Source organism: Candidatus Zixiibacteriota bacterium (assembly GCA_018820315.1).
Lineage (GTDB): Bacteria > Zixibacteria > MSB-5A5 > JAABVY01 > JAHJOQ01 > JAHJOQ01.
In genome coordinates, this window is the sequence record JAHJOQ010000114.1 from 1 (window position 1) to 23530 (window position 23530).

Below are 23530 nucleotides of genomic sequence, written 5' to 3' on the forward strand. Positions count from 1 at the left end.
CGAACAAGTAACTTGTGGGAGAACCACGAATAGCAGGTTGTAAGAACCTCACCGGAACTCGGCCAAACAAAGGACAGCCACATCGAAATCAACCCTTGACAATCATCATAGCAGGAAGGGGTTCCTAACGGCGCAGCGATCATGGTGGAACACGTTCCACCCTACTCCATTCAATCTTGTTGACACACAGGGCTATCATGATATACTACCTGCGTGGATACCGGCAAACTCTACATCGTCGCGACGCCAATCGGTAATCTTGAAGATATCACTCTGAGAGCTATCGAGATACTGCGGTCTGTCGATGTTATCGCATGCGAAGACAAGCGGCATTCCGGCAGGCTATTCAAACACCACGAAATCAGTGCAAGACTCATATCGTACCATGACCACAACAAGCAGCAGGCCGCGCCGGGGATTATCAAGCTGCTGCTCGATGGTCAGAATGTCGCTCTGGTGACCGATTCCGGCACGCCCGGAATTTCTGATCCGGCGTATCATGTCGTGAATCTTGCGCATGCTGAGGAGATCGAGGTTGTCGCGATTCCGGGGCCGTGTGCGGCAATTGCGGCGCTCTCTGTATCGGGACTGCCGACCGACAGATTCTCGTTCGAGGGTTTCCTGCCGCTGAAACCGGGCAAGCGCAGAAAGCGGCTTGAGGGACTGAAAGATTATCCGGGCACACAAATGTTCTACGAGTCGCCGCATCGTGTGGTGAAGGTTCTGAGTGCGATGCTTGAAGTGTTCGGTGATCGCAACTGCGCGATTGGCCGAGAACTCACAAAGATGCATGAAGAAATTATCAGGGGGCGGATTTCGGAATTGATAGAACGGTTCAGTGATGTTACACCTCGCGGAGAGTTCGTTATACTCGTCGACGGTTGCAGGGAAGAGGAGCCGTAGCAGGGGATTCATCCCGGTCGACTTTCTCATTCTGGTGTATGTTTCGTTTACGACGATCCTGCTTCTCATTGTCAACCGTCCAATTAGCGAACGGGTATGGCTGATTGCCGGGAATCTTGCGATAGCCGTCGTGGTTATCACTCTCAGGAATATCGACCCATTGTCGCAGAATAGATTGCTCCGTATTGCGAGGCGGCTCTATCCGGTGGTGCTGTTCACATTTTTCTATGAGCAGACGTCGAGCCTGATTCACGTGTTCTTTCCCGGTTGGTTTGATGCCGCTCTTTCACAGTTTGAGATAGAGATATTCGGAGCGCAGCCCTCTCTTGCGATAGAACATCTCTACAATCCGATGCTTAACGACATCGTGATGGCGTGCTATGTTTTCTATTATCTCTGCCTGCCTCTGGGACTTGTTTTTCTTGTGCTGAGGAAGAAAGAAGGCGCTGTTGACCGGCTCATCACGGCATCGGCTCTTACGTTTTTTGTTTCTTACACGCTGTTCTTCTTGTATCCTGTCGAAGGACCGAGGTACCATCTCGCAGAGTTGTTTACTCAGCCGTTCGATGGTTACCTGTTTGTGCCATTAGTGAAGAGGATCATGGATACTGCTGCCGTACATGGAGGAGCGATGCCGTCATCACATGCGGCGGTGGCTTTGATAGTCTTGTGGTATGTAATCAGGGAGTCCAGACGATGGGGGATGGCGCTCGCGCCCGTGATACTCGGTCTAACGATTGGGTGCGTCTGGGGCAGGTTCCACTATGTTTCGGATGTCGCTGTAGGAGCTTTGATTACAGTGGTGGCAGTGTGGCTAACAGAACACGCTTACCGGAATCGGTGGCTCGGTTCCAGGAACTTGGATTGAGGGGAATAGAATAGAATGTTTCCGGAAGTCATAACACTCGGACCCGTCATAATACGATCATATGGCGTGATGCTCGCCCTATCCTTTATGCTGGGCGTTCTCCTGGTTCGACATCGGTCCCGTCGATCCGGTGTCAATCCTGATTTTGCGGTGAATCTGGCCTTTCTGGTGATAATCTCAGCGGTAATCGGAGCAAGAATGTTTTACGCCTTTTTCCATTGGTCCGACTTCTCCGGTCATTTGATCGACATTTTCAATCCGCTCGGATCATCAGAGGGCTTCGGAATAGCGGGCTTGAATCTCTATGGTGGCCTTATCACCGCCTTGTCTGCTGCGGTTGTGTTCTGCTATCTCAAGAAGGAATCTATACTGGTGGTGTTCGACCTGTTTGCTCCAGCGATAGCCCTCGGGATATTCCTGACACGAATCGGTTGCTTCCTGAATGGTTGCTGTTTCGGTACTGAGTGCCATCTGCCGTGGGGGGTGAACTTTCCGGTCGGCAGCATTCCCTATTCATACCTCGGTGATGTCCCACTCCATCCAGCGCAGCTATATTCATCCCTGTACGGCCTGTTGCTCTTTGTCGCTCTCTCCATCTCGGAGAAACGCAAACCGTTCGTAGGGCTGACATTCTCGCTGTTCCTGATGACCGAGGCCATGTTCAGGTTTCTTATCGAATATGTGCGCTTCTATGAGAATCAAATGCTGACCACAGTGTTCGGGATTGGTTTCACTTACAATCATATCATGGCTATGTTTCTCTTCCTGATCGGATTAATGCTGTTGCTGGTAAGCAGAAAACGGGGTGTCAAGCCAGCCAGAGCCCGGAAGTCAGGCCGATTAAAAACCGGAGATTAGCCGCCACTCCACTTTCTCTCCGCTCTGAAGCATGTATTTGTCGGATGCAACCGTGCCTGCGGTGTCATTGACAAAATATAGCCAGTACGCAGAAGACGATCCGATTATGCTATCAATTCCCTTTACGAACACACCCGACGAAGTCTGGTCGTAGTCTACTTCATGATGAGCTTTCAGGAGTTCGAAGACGGAGACGCCGGATGAGTCCGGCAGCGCGATGACATTTTCCGGAGTGGTCCTTCCGGCTCTCGGCGAGCATGCGACTGCAAGCGCGAACATCAGCAGCAGGATTGTTGTGATGATGTAACGACGATTATCGAGTTGAATCAGCATACAGTCTATATACGAAATCGGAATATCATTTCAAGCCAGAAATGAAGCCTATGAAAGACCGCCCGGAAATTGGTTGTCAATCTTCGGGCGATATGAAATCTATCTGTGGCTGTTTGTGTCGGTTCTATTTCATCAAGAGCATCTTCCTGGTGTCAGTATACTGACCCGCGGTGGCCTTGTAGAAGTAAATACCCGAAGCCGCGCCAGCAGCATCCCAGGTAACGGTGACTTCGCCAATCGCGTTACCGGAGAATGTTCTGACCAACTGACCAGAGACGTTATAGATATCAAGCTTCCAGTTCGACTGAGTCGGAAGGTTGATAGTAATATCGGTGGTCGGGTTGAATGGGTTCGGATAGTTCTGATTCAGCGCAAATGCGGTCGGGATAACTTTCTCGACCACGGTCGAGTTCATCAGATTGCCGTAGTAATCTACGACTTCGACCTCGATTATCGAGAGTTCGGCGTTGATCCCGAACAGATCATGCGTTCCTGCAGAGATGTGATTCTTGCTGTCAGACCAGATAAGCACGCGGAGCTGACCGTCTACTACGTCGCTCTCCATCTTCATGCCATCAGCAAGCAGAGTAGCTTCGCCTTCTCCACTGAAGACAAACAGAGCAGCGCCGATGTCGGACTGCGAGTTCGCGGTGATTATCGCACCCTCTTCAATCGTCACAGTGTATGCGAAGGGAGAGGCCTTCTCATAGGGAGGCACATCGCCGTTGATGACGCGGATCATGTACATGAAGTCGGGGAGACTCAATACCACGCCATCGTTATTTATGTCAGTGGCCCCAACCTGTACAGGCATATCAATGTCAAACACAGAGACACCATAGATGAAGTACTTCGCGAACAGTGTAAGATCGGAAATCTCGTATATAATGCTGTTCAGATTGAGATCACCGAGATGGCCGAATTGGTCTGTGCACACAATGTCTATGCCTCCCGAAATGAAGTCGATTACCTGAGCCGACACCGATTCCCCGGGTATCTGATCTGTGCAGTTGCCGATCCACCAGTGGCCGCCGTAATATTGATCACCGGTGATTTCGATCGGTGCGTACTCACCCGAGAACACCGCATTTGAATTCCAGACGGAGTCGCCGGTCACGCTGTTGAGGACATTGTCTCCGCAATCGAGCCAGAAGAACCTCACCGGGGCAAACATGCACTCATGTCTGATTGCATGAGAGACCCTGAATCTCAATCTCGCAAGCTCCATTTGATCACCGCTAGCGGGATTGTAATGCAGACAGGATTGATCGGGATGAATCGAACCATTGACGACATCAGCAATTGCGACAATGCGGATCAACTCGCTGGGACAGTGGCCACCGCAGCCATCTGCGGGATAGTAGAAGTAGTTGAAGTACTCCCAACAATCTGCGAGATCGGATCCGATTGTTGCATCCGCGAATGTCAGCATTGTATCCTGGTATGCGATCAAGAAATCGTAGCTGCCGAAAAAGTCTGTGCCCTGGTTCAGCGTTATGCTGATCTCGGCCGATCCGGCCAGACTGCCAATGGCAGATTCGAGCTGCACTTCCAGTAGTTCCGGTGGATCGCTGGTCGCAATGCCATCAAAACCACTGCCCAACGCGGTCGTCGACACGACGAGGGAGATGGCTATGCAGTTTAATAAAAAGCGTTTCATGAAAGGCTCCTTTGCTGACAGCAGCGCACATCCGGAGATTAGCATACGATGAGAATCTCTGCACGCACTGCACTTCAGGTTTCCGGTCACCGCAACAATGCGCGTTTCGCGATCTCCCCTCCGCGTGTGTCAGAAAGTGAAGTACAATATCAATATACTTTCTCCACAGTGGTTGTCAAGGCTATGAATGCTTGTATCATATGCGAATCAACACGGTGGCCTTGGCAATGTGTTGCCGGTGCTTGGGTGGGGCGATATCCGGCTCACGGCAGTCTGTTCTCAATGACCCACTCAATGACCCGAAACTGCTTGACCTCAGGAATTGAGACTCTTATATTTACGGGCTTGATGGAGGCAAGACTGGTTAAATGAACTCAAATCTCAGAGCGGCGTATGAACTTAGGTCGCAAGTGTTTGGCCGAGTGTGTCTTAAGATTGGCCTGACTCCCAATGTGCTGACTGCAATCGGCTTGGCTGTGAGCGTCGCTGCAGGAGTAGTCCTCTGGAAAGCAAACTTCATCTGGGGCTCGATACTGATTCTCCTGACTGCTTTCACTGACATGCTCGACGGAGCAACCGCTCGCGCTGGGAAGATTGGGACTGTCTACGGAGGAATTCTGGACCATGTGTGTGACAGATACGCAGAGTTCTTCATTCTTGCCGGCATTCTCCTTTCCCAGCGGGTCCATGCAGGGTGGGCGTTGTTCGCGTTGTTCGGGATGATAATCGCTTCGTACACCAGGGCGGCAGCCGAATCTATAGGCAATATCAAGAATTGTGAAGTTGGCGCGGTGGGGCGACTCGAGAAATTTGTCATGATACTGATCGGACTGATCTCAGAGGAGTTCTTCCCCGGCTACCATTTTCTTGCGATCTGCCTCGCTATAGTAGGCGCCGTATCGTACATCACCTCTATCCAGAGACTTGTGTACACGAAGAAGATTCTAAGCGAAAGAGATAGCAATTGAAGATAACTGCTGTCGGAAACCCGGTCTACGATTTGATTCAGACTCCTTTTGTCAAAACCGACGGAAGAGTCTTGTCGGGGTGTTCGACGAACTTCTGCCTTGCGCTGGCAAAGCTCGGAGTGAAGACCTCTCTTGTTGGCAATATTGGAACCGACTTGAAAGACAAGTTCGCTGCCGATCTCGGGCGATTTGGAATAGAGCACCGGCTTTTCGAATCGACCGAAAGTGGAGGATTTTCCCTCAGATATTTCGGTGATCACGGAGAGCGTGAACTGAAGCTTCTCGGAGATGCCGGATCGATTGCCGAATTCCCGGATGAGTATCGCGACAGCGACTATGTTGTCTTAGGCCCGATACTCGGCGAGGTGGATCTGGACTATATCGCTAATGTGAGAGACAAGACGAACGCCAAGATCGTCCTCGATCCGCAGGGCATTCTAAGAAATCACACGGACGGCGATATATTCCACGAGAAGAAACCGGATACGGAAAAACTGATTGGCCTGTGCGACATCGTCAAGCCAAATGAACTCGAATGCAAGGTGTTGACAGGTATCGATCCTCGTGAAGATGCCCGCACGCCTGCTGAGATGATAAAATCCTGGGGACCGAAGCTCGTCATAATCACACTGGCGGAACTCGGTTCGGTCATATATGACGGCAGCGATTTCACTCCGATACCGCCGTACGATACTCTCGCGAAGGATTCTACCGGGGCAGGAGATACGTACATGGCCGGTTTCCTGTATAGTTATGCGAATGGATGGGATCTCTACGAATGCGGCTGCATGGGGTCTGCGGTTGCAAGCGTGATGATTGAAAACACCGGACCTGATTTTCCGCTGACTCTCGAGGAGGCGGATGACCGAAGAAGGAAGCTTCTCCAACTAAAGTCTGAAACTGAGTTGTTGAAATAGGAAGGGAGATTTGATGAGCAAAGTCAGGGTCGCGATTATTGGAGTCGGCAACTGCGCCTCATCATTCGTGCAGGGAGTGCACTATTACCGAAACGCCTCTGAAAACGATTTTATTCCGGGTTTGATGCATGTCAACCTCGGAGGATATCACATATCCGACATTGAGTTCTCTGCCGCGATTGACATCGACAAGAACAAGGTCGGCAAGGATCTCTCGGAGGCGATTTTCACTTACCCGAACAACACGTACAAGTTCGCATCTGTGCCTAAGCACGGAGTGACCGTGCAGCGTGGGATGACGCATGATGGTCTCGGGTATTACTTATCGCAGATAATCGAGAAGGCTCCGGGGGACACTGTCGATATCGTTAAGCTGCTGAAAGATACCAGGACTGATGTTGTCGTGAGCTATCTGCCGGTCGGTTCGGAGGAAGCTACGAAGTGGTATGTCGAGCAGATTCTCGATGCCGGCTGCGGTTTCGTTAACTGTATTCCGGTATTTATTGCACGAGAGCCTTATTGGCAGGATCGATTCAAGAAGCGCGGTCTGCCGGTAATCGGCGATGATGTCAAATCCCAGGTGGGAGCGACGATCGTCCACCGCGTCCTTACGAGGCTCTTCCGGGAACGAGGCGTCAAGCTGGAGCGCACAAGCCAGCTCAACGTTGGAGGCAACACGGACTTCCTGAACATGCTCGAACGGTCGCGTCTCGAATCCAAGAAGATATCGAAAACCAATGCTGTGACATCTCAGCTTGATTACGATATCGGTGCGGACAACTGCCACATAGGTCCCTCGGATTACGTACCATGGCTGCAGGATCGCAAATGGGCCTACATCAGAATGGAAGGCCGCACGTTTGGTGATGTGCCGTTGAACATTGAAATGAAACTGGAAGTATGGGATTCGCCCAACTCAGCAGGTGTTGTCATCGATGCGGTTCGCTGCTGCAAACTTGCTCTCGACAACGGATTATCCGGAGCGATGGAAGCGCCGTCGTCGTACTTCAAGAAGTCGCCACCGATACAGTATTTCGATGACGAAGCTCGCAATATGACCGAGGAGTTTATTCGGAAGTACGCGCTGAAGTCAGCGAAAGCGGCTCCGAAGAAGAAGCCGGCAAAGAAAGTTGCCAAGAAGAAGTCTGTTAAACGAAGTCCGAAGAAATAGATTACTCAAAGGTGGCGCTACCGCCACCTTTTCTTTTTGAAGAATGAATAAGAAGAGTGCATTCATAACACTGGAAGGAATCGACTTTTCCGGTAAGTCGACACAGGCCGAAAGGCTCCTTTCCCGATTGCATGAATCAGGTCTCGACCCTCTATTTCTGAGAGAGCCCGGGGGTACAGTACTTTCCGAACGAGTGCGCGAAATCCTTCTCAATCGAGGCGAGATCACCATCGGCGCCAAGTCTGAATTGCTGCTGTTCCTCGCCGCCAGGGCGCAGCTTGTCGATGACCTGATAATTCCATCGCTCGAATCCGGCCGTATAGTAATATGCGACAGGTTCTTCGATTCGACCTTCGCATATCAGGGATTTGCAAGGGGACTTCCGGTCGAGAAGATAAGAGAAATCAACACCTTTGCAACATCAGGGCTTGTTCCCGATCTTACTCTGCTTTTTGACCTGCCGGTTGAAGTCGCTCAGGGGAGAGGTGCAGGTCTTTCTTCAGGGGGCGATCGTCTGGAGAATGAGGTGGCCGAATTTCATCGCAGAGTGAGAGACGGGTATCTTCAATTGGTGCGCACTGAACCAATGAGAATCAAAGTCATTGATGCGAGTGGAAGCCTCGATGTAGTCTGGAGCAAGACCTGGGAACTGACGCGCTCTTTTCTGAAGACGCGGGGAATTGAAATTCTTGAAAAATAGCAGGTCTGTAATCGCGATCCGGGTAGTCTTCGGTCTGGCTCATCTGCTGTTGATCGCGCTCGGAGTTGTCATCCTCAAAGACGATCCACGCTTTCAGAGCGCGAGATTCCTGACCACCGCGTTGACCACGATTGAAGAGAACATCTGCGAGCCTGCAGATCCGGAACGTATGTTTGCTTCTGCATGGCTCGGGATGAACGACATTCTCGATCCCTACACAATCTTCATCCCGGCGAGATCATATCAGTTTGTCGACGAGGAGAATCGCGGCAGTTTCGAAGGGATAGGTGTTGAGATCACGGTGCGCGACGGATTTGTGACAGTGATCAGCCCGATGGCGGGATCGAACGCTGAAGAAGTCGGTCTCCGTTCGGGCGACCAGGTGATTACGGTCGATTCGACGGACGTCGAGGGGATGTCGGCAGATGAAGTGACTTCGATGATTCGTGGTCCCGCGGGAAGCACAGTGCTGCTAGGAATCAAGCGTCCCGGATATGCCAAGTCATTCGAAGTGCGCGTCGAGAGACGGCAGGTCGATCTTTCGAGCATTAGTTACAGCGGGGTCGTTGATTCAATAGGTTACATTCATCTGAATCGATTTTCGCTGACTACGCCTGTCGAGATCAACGAAGCGCTCGACAGATTGACGCGCAATGGTATCTCCGGCCTGGCGCTTGACCTGCGTGGGAATCCGGGTGGGTTCATGTCGGCAGCGGTGTACCTTGCGCAAATATTTCTTCCAGCTGACAAGCTCATATTGGCTACAAAGAGCAGGCGAGGATGGGAGAATTACGCCATAAACTCCGTGGACGATGGCCCTCTCATTGGCTTGCCGCTGGTTGTCCTTGTGGATCGCGGGTCAGCGTCGGCCTCAGAAATCGTAGCGGGTGTGCTACAGGATTACGATCGTGCCGTGATTATCGGAGATACAACGTATGGGAAGGGACTCGTTCAGACCAATCTCATGCTTGAAGGAGGTAACGCCTTTCGTATTACCACATCGAAATACTATCTTCCGTCCGGTCGTCTTGTCCAGCGGTTTGCGGACAAGGATTGGGCGAAGTATCTCAATGTATCGCGTTCGGAGTTGAACACGGCCTTCAGGACCGAAGGGGGACGGAGTGTCTATGGGGGCGGAGGTGTCGCACCGGATGTGGAGGTGCCGCCGGACAGCATCAACCTCCTGGCAGCGTCTTTGTCATACGGCAGCTACTTCTTCAAGTTCACGGTCGACTACAGAGCAGCGCATGGCGATTCGATCCCAGTTGAGGTTGATGATAAGATTCTGGAAGACTTTCGGAAGTATGTCATGGCTCAGGGTTTTGAAGCTCCCAACTACATGCTCGATAGGGTGACTGTGCTGGAAGAGCAGCTCGCAGATCTCAACCCTGATGCTCTGGCGCCCATCCTGGCAAGAATGAAAGAACGTGCAGAGACTCTTGATGGGATTGAGTGGGCAGAAGCGAAGATGTACATAGCGGAAAGGTTGCGTGAACGCCTCGCCGACCAAAGGGGAGGTGTCGAAGAAGTCTATTCGTCATCGAGGCTCCGATATGATCGTCGGATTAAGTCGGCATTCGAGATACTCTCCGACATGAACCTGTATGAGAGCTTGCTGAAAGAGCATTAACTGCATTCCGTTTATCACACTGGATATGGATTCTCTATGCAATACTCACTGTTCATTGATTTCGACGGCACAATAGCGGTGCAGGATGTCGGAAATCGGTTTTTCACGACGTTCAGCGGTGGGAGAAGTATCCCAATAGTTGAAAAGTGGATTCGGCGAGAGATTACGTCGGTCGAGTGTCTTGAAGCTGAGGCGGAGTTGATAACTGCAGCGGAAGATGAACTGGTGGAATTCTCAAAGCAGTTCGAGATTGATTCCGGTTTCGAATTGCTCCATGCACTCTGTGCCAAGAATGATATCCCGATCAGGGTTGTCAGCGACGGATTGGACATCTATATCAATGCAATCATGAAGAAGCATGGATTCGAGCATGTTCCGGTGATGGCTAACAGGGGCGTATTCAGGAACGGTCGCCTGAAGATAGACTTCCCACATCTCGACGGCTCATGCGGTCACTGCGCGAATTGCAAGGGCGCGGCGATTCGAAAACACGCGCGAGCAGGAGGGAAGAGCATTTTTGTTGGCGATGGATATTCCGATCTGTGCGCAATTGACGAGGCCGATTATTTATTTGCGAAAGCGGACTTGGCAACCTATCTTAATCAGTCAAACAAGAGTTTCCTGTCATTTGAAACTCTGTATGATGTAAGAGATTATATTGAGAATAGAATCCTCAAGAATTGATGAATTGCTCATTCGCTGTTTCGATAGAAAGGACTTCCTGACATGAAGGCGATTATCATGGCGGGTGGATTCGGAACCCGCCTCCGGCCACTGACCCTTGGTCTGCCGAAGCCGATGGTCCCTATGGCCAACAGGCCGATGATGGAACATATTGTAACGCTGCTGAAGAAGCACGGGTTTGGTCGCATACTGTCACTTCTTTACTTTCAGCCTGAAGCGATCACCGGATACTTCGAGGATGGCTCCAAATTTGGCGTGAAGATGGATTACCTGCGCGCAAAAGATGACTTCGGCACAGCGGGCAGTGTCAGGAATGCAGCCGACTTCATTGGCAACGAGCGGATAGTCATTATTTCGGGAGATGTGCTGACAGATTTTGATCTCGGTGCTGCAATGAAATTTCATCAAGAGAGAGGCGCAGCTGCCACGATGGTCCTGACTCACATGGAGAACCCGTTGCAGTACGGCGTGGTCATAACCGATGACGATGGCAAAATAACGCGTTTCCTCGAGAAGCCGACATGGGGCGAAGTATTCTCTGACAAAGTCAATACAGGAATCTACATCCTTGAGCCTGAAGTGGTCAACATGATTCCACAGCAGAAATTTTACGACTTTTCGAAAGATCTCTTCCCAAGGGTTCTCTCAGAGAAGATGCCAATGTACGGTTACACCGCGGATGGTTACTGGAGGGATGTCGGCAATCTTACGGAGTATATGCAGGCTCATAAAGACATACTGGCCGGTGTAGTGAAGGTTGATCTGCCGCTCAATGAACTCAAGTACAAGGATGCGACCCTCTGGATCGGCAAGAACGAAGATGTCGACAGTACGGTAAGTTTCGACGACGTTGTGATACTCGGCGATGATGTATCGGTCGGCGCCGGCGCCAGCATCAGGAACTGTGTCATTGGCGATAGGACTGTTATTGGTGAAGATGCGGAGATTGATAATTCTATCATCTGGGACGGTGTGACTATCGGCGATGGCGCGAAGCTCAAGCAGGCGATGGTTCTTTCGAATGCCACAATCATGAGCGGTGCCGTGCTGGAGGAGAATTCGATCATATCGGAGAATTCCCGAATAGGACGAGGAGCCCTTGTGAAGGCGGGATGCAAGGTGTGGCCCGGTAAAGAAGTGGAAGATGAAGCCACACTTGCGACAAGTCTGATATGGGGTGAGAAGTGGAATCGCGAGTTATTTACTGATGCGAAAGTATCAGGCCTTGCAAACGTCGAAATCACTCCCGAATTCGCGGCAAAACTCGGAGCGACTCTTGGTTCAACGCTACCGAACGACCAGAGTATTGTTATTTCGCGTGACGCAGGTAATGCAAGCAGGATGATCGCACGGTCGTTGGTGACCGGTATCCTCTCAGCCGGTGCTGACACGGCAGATATTCGCACGCTTCCGATTCCTCTTGTCAGATACGCCCTGAAGACCGGCAAACACGCGGGCGGGATTCACGTACGACATTCACCGATGAATGAAGAGATGATCGACATAATTTTCTTCGATGAAAAGGGAATGGACCTTCCGTCATCGAGAGCCAAATCACTTGAGAGGCTCTTCTTCTCAGAGGATTTTCCACGTGCCAAGGTTGGCGATATCGGAAAGATCGATTATCCGATCAGGCTTCTCGAATCGTATCGGCAGGATTTCCTCGATGCTATTGACGTTGACATTGTTAAGAAACGTCGATTCAAAGTGGTCATCGATTACGATTGCGGTGGGGCTGTCGAAGTATTCCCGGCCATTTTTGCCGCATTGAACTGTGAGGTAATCTCGCTGAATGCCTTTATCGATCCATCGAAGGTAGCAAGAACGAAGGAGCGGACTGAGACATCGCTTCAGACACTGTCGTCCATTGTGCAATCTTTGAACGCTGATGTCGGTATCCTGCTCGATAATAATTCCGAGAAGATTCGAGTTGTGGACCGTCTTGGAAACAAAATTTCCGACATGCTGCTTCTGCTTCTCGTAACAAGCCTCTATTTGCGGAGCAATCTTGCGAAAACTATATGTGTTCCGGTTGTCGCTTCGATGGGTGTCGAGGAGATCGCATCTGAATACGGTGTGCAGGTTGTGCGAGTTCGGAATGACCACCTCGCAATGATGGAAGCGATGATGAAGCTTCAGCCCGGATTCGTCGGTGGTACCCGAGGGGGCTTCATATTCCCCGGATTCCAGCGCGGTGCGGACGCCATGTTTGGAGCAGTCAAGATACTGGAGCTGATGGCGAAGAGTGGAGTGACACTCGCGGAAATACGCGGTGATTACGAGCGGTTCTACATGGATGAGATCGAAGTCCACTGCGGCTGGGACAGGAAAGGCCGGGTCATGCGGCGTCTGATGGAGCATTCCACAACATATCGCAGAGATCTGGTTGACGGAGTTAGAATTAACTTTGGCGATCACTGGGTTCTTGTCACGCCTGACCGCAACAAGGCAGCGTTTCGTGTGGTGGCCGAATCGCGGGAAATGGCACAGACGAAGGCGGTCCTGGAAAAGTATGCGAAGCTCATCGCAGAGTGGCAAGAATAGCACAGGTGTTCATCTAAGTAAGTTGTTATATTTCAGGCGGTTGAGATAGATGGTCGAATGACAAAAAGCTTGACTTGACAGTTGGGCATGTATATACTTCTGTCTCGATCTGACTCATATCTAATGAAAGGTAGCAGTTTGGCCGCTGTAAAGACCTCTACAACAATATTTTTCCTGACACTTCTACTCTTAGAGTGTGCTGTCGCTCAGCCAACTGAAAGGTTGATGAGAGACGAGGATGCTGTTTCGTCTGCAGTTGCCGCAATTCCCAATCTTGAGGATTCGGATGCTCTCGATGCAGTCATCGATCCGGACACCTATGTCGTTGGTCCGGGGGATCAGTTCACCATTGTATTCAGTGGTAAGCTGGTGAAGCGCAATACGCTGGCTGTGACGCCGGAAGGTGTCCTTCTGGTGCCGGAGTTTGGTCCGATTGAGGTTGCGGGAATCACTCTCTCGGAGGCGAAGAGCAGAATTCTCCGCGCACTCAAGAGCCGCTATATGGATGTGCCGACTTCAGCTTTCCTGACCAAGATCAGGTCGATCAAAGTCTCTGTGTCGGGCAAAGTTGAAGATCCCGGCATTTATGTTCTCTCTGCTGGCGACAGAGTCAGTGAGGCCTTGCGAAGGGCTGGGGGAGCCAAGGAGGGGGCTTCAGACAGGAACATCCGTTTGTTCAGAGGCGACAGTCTGATCATTGTCGATCTGATGAAGTACTTCGTTGGTGCTGACTCGAAGGGGAATCCATATATCCGCGAGGGAGATATAATCGTCGTGCCCTCCAAGGAGATATCAGTCAACAGGATCGGCATATACGGCGCAGTGCGCTCGCCAGGTATCTTCGAATACTCACAGAATGATATGCTCAGTGATTTGATCTTGCTGGCACACGGTCTCACATCTGATGCAGACTCGCTCGACTTTGAGATCGTGCGCTTCAACGATGACGGAATCTCGAATCGAACCATCTATGTAAGGCTCCCTGGTGGTGATGTCTGGGCTGACAGCGTAGCGCGCATGAGACTCTTCCCGGACGACAGGCTGCTCTTTCGACACGTCCCTCAGTATCATCAGACCGCTCAGGTATCCGTGGTTGGAGAGGTTGTATATCCGGGTGTCTATCCGATAATCGAGGACAGCACACGATTGAGCGAGATTATTGAGAGAGCCGGCGGGCTGAATGAGAATGCATCGCTGTCTGAGGCATGGATGGACCGCGCTGGCTATGAATCGCTCGAAGAGGCTGACTTCGAGAGAAGGCTGAAGTTATCCGAGGATAAGCGAGACGATGTCGAGCAAGAGTATCTCAAGTTTCAGTCCACAGGTCGACCGGGAAGAGTCTCTGTAGATTTTCAGCGTCTCCTCGTGGACAAAGATGGGGCATATGATATCGTACTGAAGGATGGCGACCGCATACAGATACCGAGTCTCAGCAGAACCGTTCGAGTCATCGGCAGAGTGATCCGTCCCGGGCTTGTCGAGTATTCTCCCAACAAGGATTTCAAGTATTACATTGAGCAATCGGGTGGGTATGGGTGGAAAGCCAACAAGGGAAGGGTCCGAGTCATCAAAGCATCATCAAGGGCAATAGTAGAATCGTCGGGGGACATTCCAATCGAGGTTGGGGATGCCATCGTCGTGCCGGAGAGCGTCGATCGTGATTGGTGGGGAACCATCAAGGATGTAGGCACATTTCTGGCCAACATTGCGACGGTATACATTGTGATCGACCAGGTTATCAAGTGAGATGGACGTGACGAGATTCACACTCTGGGACTATGTGCGTGCAGTTGTCAACCGACGACGGCTGATCTTCCTCAATGTGATCGGTGTGATGATAATCTCGATCTCCGTCTCATGGATGATGCCCAAGTGGTACAAGGCGAGAGCTTTGATACTTCCCCCTGAAGAACAGGGCAATCTCGCCGGTTTGATTGGAAACACCGGGCTGGCAGGAATTGCTGCTACTGCAGGGAGTTTTGCGCTCCCGGTACTTGCCTCGGAATCCGACGTGATGGCTACAATGCTCAAAAGTCGAACTGTTCTCGATGCGGTCATCGACAGTTTTGATCTCACGAAAGTCTATGAGGCAACGACGAGAGAAAGCACTCGTCTCAGGATGTTGTACAATCTGAACGTCGACGTTGGATCGGACGGTGTCATAAAGCTGGAATATATGGATAAAGACAGCATTCGTTGCGCAGCTATAGCGAATGCGCTCATCAAGTCGATGGATTGGGTCAGATCAGAGTTGTCTGTCCAGCGTGCGCGTGAAACCCGCATGTTCGTGCAACAGAAGCTGGCTGAGACGGAGGAGGACATCGCCAAAGCGGAAGATTCATTAACCGCATTTCAGCGGAAGTACAAGATTATTGCGCCGGAAGTACAGGCGACCGCTACAATACAAGCTGCCGCCAATCTTAGGGCCGAAATGATCCTCAAAGAAATCGAACTGGACGCTCTCCGGGCAACTCACAGTGAGAACCATCCCAATGTTATTCTCATTGAAAACGCGATTGCCAAGATCTCCGAAAAGATCACTGAGCTCGAGAGTGGACTGGTCGGGCTTTCAGATTCAAGCGCACAGTATCTTTCGATACCGTTTTCAAACGTCCCTGATCTCACCTTGAAATACGGGCAGCTTGTCAGAAACCTGAAGATTCATGAGACCGTGTTCCAGGTGTTAACACAGCAACTTGAACAAGCAAAGATTCAGGAAACGAGGGAGACGCCAACAGTTTCGGTTCTTGACTGGGCGGTGCCACCTGCCTATAAGTTCAAGCCAAAGAAGGCAAGAATAGGGCTGACTGCCGGATTCCTCGCGCTGATCGCGACTCTCTTATGGATATTTCTGAAAGAGCTCTGGCTCTCACAACGGCTCGCAAATAATGATGCATATAGAAATCTCTTGAGCATTTCCAATACATTGAAACGTGACTTCTTCGGGTTTAGAGGCAGGAAGGTTAGAGAGGACGATGACTAATATAGGTTTGATCGGTGCCGGTGCATGGGGCAAACATCTGCTCAGAAACTTTGCGAATCTTCCAACATGCAACGTCAAGATTGTTTGCGATGTCAGCGAGAAAGTACGAGCTTATGTATCCAACACCTATCCAGATATTGAAGTCGTGTCGGAATTCGACAAGATTGTTGCTGATCCGAGTATAGATGCAGTAGTGATAGCAACGACACCAGTGACGCATTTTGATCTCTCCAGGCGGGCTCTGGAGGCGGGGAAGGATGTTTTTGTTGAGAAACCACTGGTGCTGGAAGTGAGTGAAGGCAGGAAGCTCGTTGAACTCGCAGAGAAGACCGGGAAACTTGTCATGGTAGGGCATATCATGGTCTATCATCCGGCGATTCTGAAGCTGAAAGAATTGATCGATTCGGGTGAGCTGGGTGAGATATTCTATCTGTACAGCGCAAGGCTTAACCTCGGGAAAGTACGCGATATCGAGAACGCATTGTGGAGTTTTGCTCCGCATGACATATCAGTGGCACTTTTTCTGCTCAACAAGGAGCCTGTCAGTGTAACCGCGGTTGCACGATCGTATCTTCAGAAGGAGAAGGGGATCGAGGATGTGTCATTCATGACGATGCTGTTCAAAGAAGGAGAGATGGCGAATATCCACGTCTCCTGGCTCGATCCCAATAAAGTCCGGAAGCTGACGGTAGTTGGCTCGAAGAAGATGGTTGTGCTGGATGATACCGAGGCATCCGAGAAGATCAGAATATACGACAAAGGAGTTGACAAAGGACTGGATTATCAGACCTACGGCGAGTATCTGTCGCTGCGTACGGGTGACATAATCATCCCGAAAGTCGATAGCTCGGAACCTTTGCGAAGCGAATGTTTACACTTTATTGATTGTGTTGAGAAGCGCAACCGTCCTCGATCAGATGGCGCGGAGGGATTGAAAGTTCTGAAGATTCTTGCCGCTGCTCAGAAATCCATCGATGACGGGGGTGTACCTGTGAAATTATGAGAGGACCAGATGACTGAACATATCTCACCTACTGCGAAGATTGGAAGCGATACGGTCTTCGGTAGGTTTTGTGTGGTTGATGACAACGTGACGATCGGCGCCAGGTGTCAGGTAGGCCACAATGTCGTAATTCATGCCGGAAGCATCATCGGCTCAAATGTCAGAATTGACGATGGCACTGTTATCGGCAAGCTGCCCATGCGCGCCGCGAATTCAGCGGTGACCAAAGAGCAGGAACTCCCCGCGGCACACATTGGCGACAACTGCATTATTGGGACCAACGTTGTTATCTATGCTGGCTCCGTGATCGGCAATAAAGTGCTCGTTGCGGATCTGTCGACAGTCCGAGAAAATGTCTCGATCGGCGATTTTACGATTGTCGGCAGGGGTGTTGCCATCGAAAACTTCTGTAAGATCGGCTCCTACTGCAAGCTCGAAACGAATGTGTACATTACGGCATATTCGGAAGTTGAGGACAGAGTGTTCATTGCTCCCTGCGTCGCGACTTCCAACGACAATTTCGTCGGTCGCACTAAAGAGAGATTCAAACATTTCAAGGGAGTGACTATCAGAAAGGGCGGACGGATCGGTGTCAGTGCGACGATTCTCCCGGGAAAAGTCATCGGTGAGGATACGCTGGTCGCCGCCGGCGCACTCGTAACTTCCGATGCTCCCCCGCGCAAGATTGTCGCTGGTGTGCCGGCAAAAGTGTTCCGCGACGTACCTCCTGAGCAGCTTCTGGAGAATCAGGAATAGAAAGGATACGATATGCAGGTTCCACTGCTCGATTTGAATAGACAGTACAAGACCATCAAGAAAGAGATCGATGAGGCAGTGCTGACCGTCCTCGAACACTGTAAGTTCATCGGTGGTCCGGAATTGAAGAAGCTCGAAGAAGAGATTGCGTCCTTCTGCGGAGTGAAGTATGGTATTGGTGTCAACTCCGGTACGGATGCTCTTCTTATTGCGCTGAGGGCTTGCGGTGTCGGGTCTGGCGATGAAGTGATTACAACTACGTTCTCATTCTTCGCATCAGCTGGCGTGATATCGCGACTCGGCGCCCGTCCGGTTTTCGTGGATATAAATGCTGACGATTACAACATGGATTTCACCAAACTGGAGGCCGCGATCACTCCGAGGACCAAAGTCGTCATGCCGGTTCATCTGTTTGGGCAGTGCGCTGACATGACCCCGATTCTTGATATCTGCAGGAAGCACAAACTTATGGTTGTCGAGGATGCAGCCCAGGCTCTTTCGGCTGCATACAAAGGGAAAATGGCGGGATCGGTTGGTGATTTCGGATGTTTTTCTTTCTTCCCGTCGAAAAACCTCGGTGCATCGGGTGATGCCGGGATGATTGTCTCGGACAGACTTCAGGAAGAGGAGTTCACCCGAACACTCCGCGTACACGGTGCCAAACCGAAGTACTATCACTCCCACATCGGTTACAACAGCCGGCTTGACACTATTCAGGCCGCCATTCTGTTAGTGAAGTTGAAGCATCTATCGCAATGGTCGGAGAAACGCAGGGAGCACGCGGCAATTTACGATGAGGCATTTGCAGGGATCAGTCAAGTGAAGACACCGCACATTCTGGATGGCAACTATCATATATATAATCAGTATACGATAGCCGTTCCTGGCAGAGACAAGCTCCGCGATCATCTCCGCGAAAAGAAGATAGGCTGTGAGATGTACTACCCTGTGCCACTTCACGCGCAGGAATGTTACAAGGATCTTGGATATGCCGATGGCTCACTTCCGGTGGCCGAGAAAGCCGCGAAAGAGGTTATTTCGCTGCCCATATACCCGGAATTGACCGCGGATGAGCAGCAGTTTGTCATCGAAACCGTGAATGCGTTTTACGGTTAAGTGTCCGCGAATCGGCGAGGCGATTGAGCCGTCATATAGAATGGCATCAGGATATCCGACGGGTGCGGCGGGAGTTTCAGTCCTCCGCACCTTTAGTTTTGTAGCATGAGAATCTGTTGGACTGAGCTACGTGGTCAGTGACTATGTTCGTTAAGGACAGCATAAACACATTCCTCCTGAGATGCGCAGTCTATGGATTAGCGTTCTGGGTCTCTATTATTGTTTCCAACCTTGGGCAGGAGGTCAAGGGCGAGGTTGCCATCGTATTCATGATGACGGACGTCGTGCGCCTCGTGTCGCTGATGGGATTCGATGCTGCGGCGGTTTACTACCTCAGACGCAAGAAATATGACTATGATACGGTCGCGCGGACTCTCAATCTGGTAGCTCCGTTGATGTTCCTTGGCTGGTCGCTGATCCTGTTCCCTCTGTTCTACTGGCTGCACTCCTCTGGACTGTTCGGCAATGTCGACTTCAAATATATAGCCGCATGTTTCGTGATAGCGCCGTTCGGTTCGCTGATGGACATTCAAATCAATATCTTCAATGGTTCCGGTGAAATCAGGCGCGGGAATGTGATCAGCTTTCTATTCAATGTGTGGTATCTGGCCACACTGGCTGTGATTACATTCGTGTTCTTCGAGGGTACATGGGGTGTGCTTGCAGCATATACCTTCGCATTCGCAATGTCAGCTCTGCTTGGCGTGGCGATGAACTGGAAACGCAGCCGAAGCAGACGCGGTTTTGAGTGGAATCCTGCGCTTGTGAAGGACCTTGCGAGTTGGGGGGCTCGAAGCCAGGCAGGGGCGCTTGCGCGGAAGATAGCAAGCAGAACAGACCTGCTATTGGCGAACTACTATATTACTGTGGCGAGCGCAGGGGTCTATTCCGTTGCTCTCAACTGGGCTGAGTTGTCGCTCTTCATTCCATTCGTACTGCATTACGTGCTCTTTCCCCATGTCTCCGGGCGAGACAAAGAGTCATCTATTCGACTGACCAACAGAGTTGCTCGACTATCAGCCGCAGTGTTGGTACTTATCGGTATCTCCGTATGCGTGATATTTCCATATATGGAAAAGATCCTGTACAAGCCCGATTACTCGGGCGCTATTTATCCGCTAATGATTGTCATGCCTGGTGTGATTTCGATGGGGCTGTTCAAGATCATCATGGGGGGGCTCGATGGTCTCGGGAGGCCACAGTATGGCACTTACGCTTCATTTGGAGCGCTTGTAAGCACGATCGTTCTCAATGTGTTGCTGATACCGCGCTTTGGCCTAATAGGGGCCGCGTCTGCAACATCTCTCACCGGGCTTGTGGCATTCTCTATAGTGGGACTCTATTATCGGCATCTCTCTTCGGCTGGATGGTCGGACTTTCTTTTTGTCAAGTTGAATGATATCGTGGCAGTGTATGAGTCTGTGAAGTCCGTAATAGTGGGTTTCAGGAGGAAAAACTGAAGTGAGATTAGTACTGCTGGCATCGGCCAGGAGCGTCCACACGCGGAAATGGTACTCACAGCTGCGGAAAGCCGGAGTCGACGTACACTTGATTACCGCCGCGCCATTCCGTGACGATAGCGTAGAGCAGATTGTAGTTGAGACCGGCATATTCGGCAAACTGGGCTACATTGTGAATGCCGGCAAGGTCAGACGCCTGATTCGAGACATGGAACCGGATATTGTGCATGCGTACTATGCCTCTGGCTACGGCTGGTGGGGAGCGAGGTCGCGCTGTCATCCTCTTCTGGTATCGGTTTGGGGGAGCGATATTACAGTCGATGCACAAAGGTCCTGCGGCGTGCGGCAGTCAACAAAGTACGCTCTCAATCGTGCCGATGTGATCTGCGCGACAAGCCGGTACCTTGCTGACTCGACTCTGGGACTGTTTCCGAACGTCGCGCCGAAAGTGAAACTCCTCCCGTTTGGTGTAGATATGAACTTGTTCACAACCCTGCCGGTCCGCCGATTCGAGAAAGTTTCCCTGGTGTTTGGCGCAGCCAAGTTCCTCGGTCATGTGTATGGCTTCGATCTGCTCCTCCACGCATTCAGGGATGTGTTGACGAGTCTGCCTGCTGCCAGATTGAAGATCGCTGGTGATGGGCCGGCGTATCGCGATCTCGTCGACCTGTCTCGAAGTCTTGGACTTTCGGATAGCGTAGAGTTTCTCGGCTACGTGCCTCAGGAGCACATGCCTGCATTCCTGAATTCGATCGATATTTTTGTGATGCCGTCGCGCGAGGAGGCATTCGGAGTGTCGGCGGTCGAGGCACTGGCATGCGGTGTGCCGGTCATCGGATCGAGGGTCGGCGGAATCGTAGAGGTGTTGAACCACGGCGACTGCGGAATCCTTGTTGATTCAGAGAATGTGAAAGCCCTTTTGGATGCTATGCTCTCGCTGGCAGGCGATCATGAGATGCGTATGCGGCTGTCGGAGAAAGGTCGGGAGCATGTTGTGGCGAACTACGATATTGGCGAATGCACTTCGATGCAGATTGACATATATGAGAAACTGCTCGCAGGTGGATATTCGAATCGCAAATGATAAATCGATTATCGTTTGCCTGGCTGATTTGATCTGTTAAATTGTCTGCTAATTAGCGAGAGAGCAAATGAAAGACAAGTATATTCCATTCTATCGCACTCCGATTACCGCGAAGCAGATAAAAGCTGTGGTGGGTACGCTCAAGAGCGGCTGGCTTACAACCGGACCAGCGGTTCATATGTTTGAAGAGAAGGTGTCGGAGTATCTCGGCGCAAAGTACGCTATTGGAGTCAGTTCCTGCACAGCCGGCCTGCACCTCGCGCTTCTGGCAGCGGGAGTGGGGCCGGGCGACGAGGTGATCACGACTCCATATACTTTCATAGCGTCGATTGAAGCGATTGTACACTGCGGCGCGATACCCGTATTTGCGGACATCGATCCGGAGACATTTAACCTATCAGCCTCGGAAGCAGAGAAGAAAATCACGCGGAAAACTAAAGCGATTATGCCAGTGCACATCGCCGGTTTGCCATGCGATATTCCTGCATTCGAAAGACTATCTCGCAAATACAAGATCCGACTGGTGCATGATGCTGCACACGCAATCGGATCTGCCCACAAGGGTCGCAAGATTGGAGCGACTCCCGACATTACCAGTTTCAGCTTCTATGCCACGAAGAATATAACAACCGGGGAAGGGGGCATGGTCACAACCTCGAACAAAGAATGGGCTGAATCGATCAGAATCCTGAGCCTTCACGGTATGGACAGGCATGCATGGAAACGCTACAGGAAGTCGGGCAACTGGTATTACGAAGTCACGAAGCTCGGATACAAGTACAATCTTGCGGACCTGAATGCGCGATTGGGGCTTGCGCAGTTTGATGAATTCGAGAAGATGCAGAGAATGAGGATTCGTGCGGCTCACTGGTACGATGATGCTTTGGCAGACATCGAAGAGGTGATCCTGCCTCCACGCGATGCGGAAAGCGATCACGCATGGCATCTTTATATCATTCGAATCAGTTGTCAGAAACTGTCCATCGGAAGAGATCAAGTAATCGAGCGTTTGACAGAACTCGGTGTCGGCACGAGCGTGCACTTCATTCCTGTTTTCATGCACCCTTATTATCGCAAGCAGTACAAGCTCAAGTCGCGTGATTATCCTCGATCTGCTGACGTTTACAAGAGTGTTATCACTCTGCCGCTGTTTCCGGGTATCCGAAAGAGTGAAGTCGCTGAGGTGGCACGCAGGCTCAAAATCGTCCTTGCCGGTGCCAAGCGAAGATGAACCGTGTATTCGATATAGTATTCTCACTGCTGATCCTGCTTATAACGCTCCCTCTCACGATTCCGATAGCACTTGCAGTGTTGCTTACTTCACAAGGACCGATCTTCTTTGTCCAGGAGAGAGTCGGTTGTGGAGGCAAGTCTTTCAATCTGTATAAGTTCAGATCCATGCTCCGCGATGATGACAAAGTCGGCCTTCAACTCACACTCAAAGACGATAGCAGAGTAACGCTGATTGGTCGTTTTCTGAGGCGATTCAAGCTCGACGAACTTCCCCAATTCCTCAATGTGGCCGCGGGGACTATGGCTGTAATCGGTCCAAGGCCGGAGGTGCCTAAATATGTTGCCTCATATAGCCCTCAGATGCGGGAGGTATTTGACTACAAGCCGGGTTTGACCGATCCTGCTTCTATCAAGTTCAGGGACGAACCGGCTCTGCTCGCTCATGCGGAAAATCCGGAGAGGCTCTATATCGAGCAGATTCTCCCTGAGAAGGTCCGCCTCAGTATCGAGTACCAGAGGACCCGGACCGCAGCTTCTGATTTCGGCATCATCTGCCAAACGGTTGCAATTATGTTCGGCCGTTGAAGTTATACTGTTGCGCTCAATTGGAATGTAACTTATCTTCCGCACATGCTAGAGAATCTCCGAACACGTATGCC

Annotated in this window: 21 protein-coding genes; 19 read left to right on the plus strand and 2 right to left on the minus strand. The window is 51.1% G+C overall.

Translation table 11 applies throughout. The annotated features are described in order from the left end of the window. Positions 1-213 precede the first annotated feature (213 nt). Genes rsmI through lgt form a run of 3 tightly spaced genes read left to right on the plus strand, consistent with a single transcriptional unit; the run spans position 214 to position 2629 of the window. Entirely contained in the window at positions 214-903 is a 690-nt protein-coding gene (gene rsmI / locus KKH67_11430; protein ID MBU1319791.1) for a 16S rRNA (cytidine(1402)-2'-O)-methyltransferase, read from the plus strand. Continuing rightward, positions 842-1771: a phosphatase PAP2 family protein gene (locus KKH67_11435; GenBank protein ID MBU1319792.1), complete on the plus strand. Its 930-nt coding sequence runs from the start codon at positions 842-844 to the stop codon at positions 1769-1771. Before rsmI ends, KKH67_11435 begins: the two co-directional genes overlap by 62 nt. Before the next feature lie 15 nt (positions 1772-1786). Next, positions 1787-2629, plus strand: a complete 843-nt coding sequence (gene lgt, locus KKH67_11440; GenBank protein MBU1319793.1) for a prolipoprotein diacylglyceryl transferase — start codon at positions 1787-1789, stop codon at positions 2627-2629. On the opposite strand, the gene KKH67_11445 is transcribed toward lgt, so the two are convergent. Together KKH67_11445 and KKH67_11450 are read right to left on the minus strand one after the other, a co-directional pair. After that, positions 2612-2962, minus strand: coding sequence for a DUF4430 domain-containing protein (locus KKH67_11445; protein ID MBU1319794.1), 351 nt, complete (start codon positions 2960-2962; stop codon positions 2612-2614). The genes lgt and KKH67_11445 overlap by 18 nt on opposite strands. A gap of 124 nt (positions 2963-3086) precedes the next feature. After that, positions 3087-4622 (minus strand): T9SS type A sorting domain-containing protein, encoded by a 1536-nt coding sequence (locus KKH67_11450; protein ID MBU1319795.1) that lies wholly within the window; start codon positions 4620-4622, stop codon positions 3087-3089. A 368-nt stretch (positions 4623-4990) separates the two neighbouring features. Between KKH67_11450 and KKH67_11455 the strand changes: the two genes are divergently transcribed. The 16 genes from KKH67_11455 to KKH67_11530 all read left to right on the plus strand — a co-directional run bounded on the left by KKH67_11455 (position 4991) and on the right by KKH67_11530 (position 23456). Then, complete coding sequence (locus KKH67_11455; protein MBU1319796.1) at positions 4991-5590, plus strand: CDP-alcohol phosphatidyltransferase family protein; 600 nt, start codon at positions 4991-4993, stop codon at positions 5588-5590. After that, entirely contained in the window at positions 5587-6507 is a 921-nt protein-coding gene (locus KKH67_11460) for a bifunctional hydroxymethylpyrimidine kinase/phosphomethylpyrimidine kinase (GenBank protein MBU1319797.1), read from the plus strand. Before KKH67_11455 ends, KKH67_11460 begins: the two co-directional genes overlap by 4 nt. A gap of 13 nt (positions 6508-6520) precedes the next feature. Continuing rightward, positions 6521-7678, plus strand: a complete 1158-nt coding sequence (locus tag KKH67_11465) for an inositol-3-phosphate synthase (protein MBU1319798.1) — start codon at positions 6521-6523, stop codon at positions 7676-7678. Positions 7679-7721: 43 nt separating this feature from the next. Beyond that, on the plus strand, positions 7722-8378 hold the full coding sequence (tmk, locus tag KKH67_11470) for a dTMP kinase (GenBank protein ID MBU1319799.1): 657 nt from the start codon (positions 7722-7724) through the stop codon (positions 8376-8378). Continuing rightward, positions 8368-10008 carry a PDZ domain-containing protein gene (locus KKH67_11475; protein ID MBU1319800.1) on the plus strand — a complete coding sequence of 547 codons (1641 nt, stop codon included), beginning with the start codon at positions 8368-8370 and terminating at the stop codon, positions 10006-10008. The genes tmk and KKH67_11475 overlap by 11 nt, the downstream gene beginning before the upstream one ends. A gap of 36 nt (positions 10009-10044) precedes the next feature. Continuing rightward, positions 10045-10692: an MtnX-like HAD-IB family phosphatase gene (locus KKH67_11480; GenBank protein MBU1319801.1), complete on the plus strand. Its 648-nt coding sequence runs from the start codon at positions 10045-10047 to the stop codon at positions 10690-10692. 42 nt (positions 10693-10734) lie between these two features. Next, complete coding sequence (locus KKH67_11485) at positions 10735-13236, plus strand: NTP transferase domain-containing protein (GenBank protein MBU1319802.1); 2502 nt, start codon at positions 10735-10737, stop codon at positions 13234-13236. 225 nt (positions 13237-13461) lie between these two features. Then, complete coding sequence (locus KKH67_11490) at positions 13462-14982, plus strand: SLBB domain-containing protein (protein MBU1319803.1); 1521 nt, start codon at positions 13462-13464, stop codon at positions 14980-14982. 7 nt (positions 14983-14989) lie between these two features. Continuing rightward, entirely contained in the window at positions 14990-16219 is a 1230-nt protein-coding gene (locus KKH67_11495; protein ID MBU1319804.1) for a hypothetical protein, read from the plus strand. Beyond that, positions 16212-17222, plus strand: a complete 1011-nt coding sequence (locus KKH67_11500) for a Gfo/Idh/MocA family oxidoreductase (protein ID MBU1319805.1) — start codon at positions 16212-16214, stop codon at positions 17220-17222. The genes KKH67_11495 and KKH67_11500 overlap by 8 nt, the downstream gene beginning before the upstream one ends. A gap of 9 nt (positions 17223-17231) precedes the next feature. Beyond that, positions 17232-17978: an N-acetyltransferase gene (locus KKH67_11505; protein MBU1319806.1), complete on the plus strand. Its 747-nt coding sequence runs from the start codon at positions 17232-17234 to the stop codon at positions 17976-17978. A gap of 12 nt (positions 17979-17990) precedes the next feature. Beyond that, positions 17991-19094: a DegT/DnrJ/EryC1/StrS family aminotransferase gene (locus tag KKH67_11510; protein ID MBU1319807.1), complete on the plus strand. Its 1104-nt coding sequence runs from the start codon at positions 17991-17993 to the stop codon at positions 19092-19094. 143 nt (positions 19095-19237) lie between these two features. Further along, complete coding sequence (locus tag KKH67_11515) at positions 19238-20554, plus strand: polysaccharide biosynthesis C-terminal domain-containing protein (GenBank protein ID MBU1319808.1); 1317 nt, start codon at positions 19238-19240, stop codon at positions 20552-20554. Position 20555: 1 nt separating this feature from the next. Further along, complete coding sequence (locus KKH67_11520; GenBank protein MBU1319809.1) at positions 20556-21638, plus strand: glycosyltransferase family 4 protein; 1083 nt, start codon at positions 20556-20558, stop codon at positions 21636-21638. Between the two features lie 67 nt (positions 21639-21705). Further along, complete coding sequence (locus KKH67_11525) at positions 21706-22869, plus strand: DegT/DnrJ/EryC1/StrS aminotransferase family protein (GenBank protein MBU1319810.1); 1164 nt, start codon at positions 21706-21708, stop codon at positions 22867-22869. After that, positions 22866-23456: a sugar transferase gene (locus KKH67_11530; GenBank protein MBU1319811.1), complete on the plus strand. Its 591-nt coding sequence runs from the start codon at positions 22866-22868 to the stop codon at positions 23454-23456. Before KKH67_11525 ends, KKH67_11530 begins: the two co-directional genes overlap by 4 nt. Positions 23457-23530 lie beyond the last annotated feature (74 nt).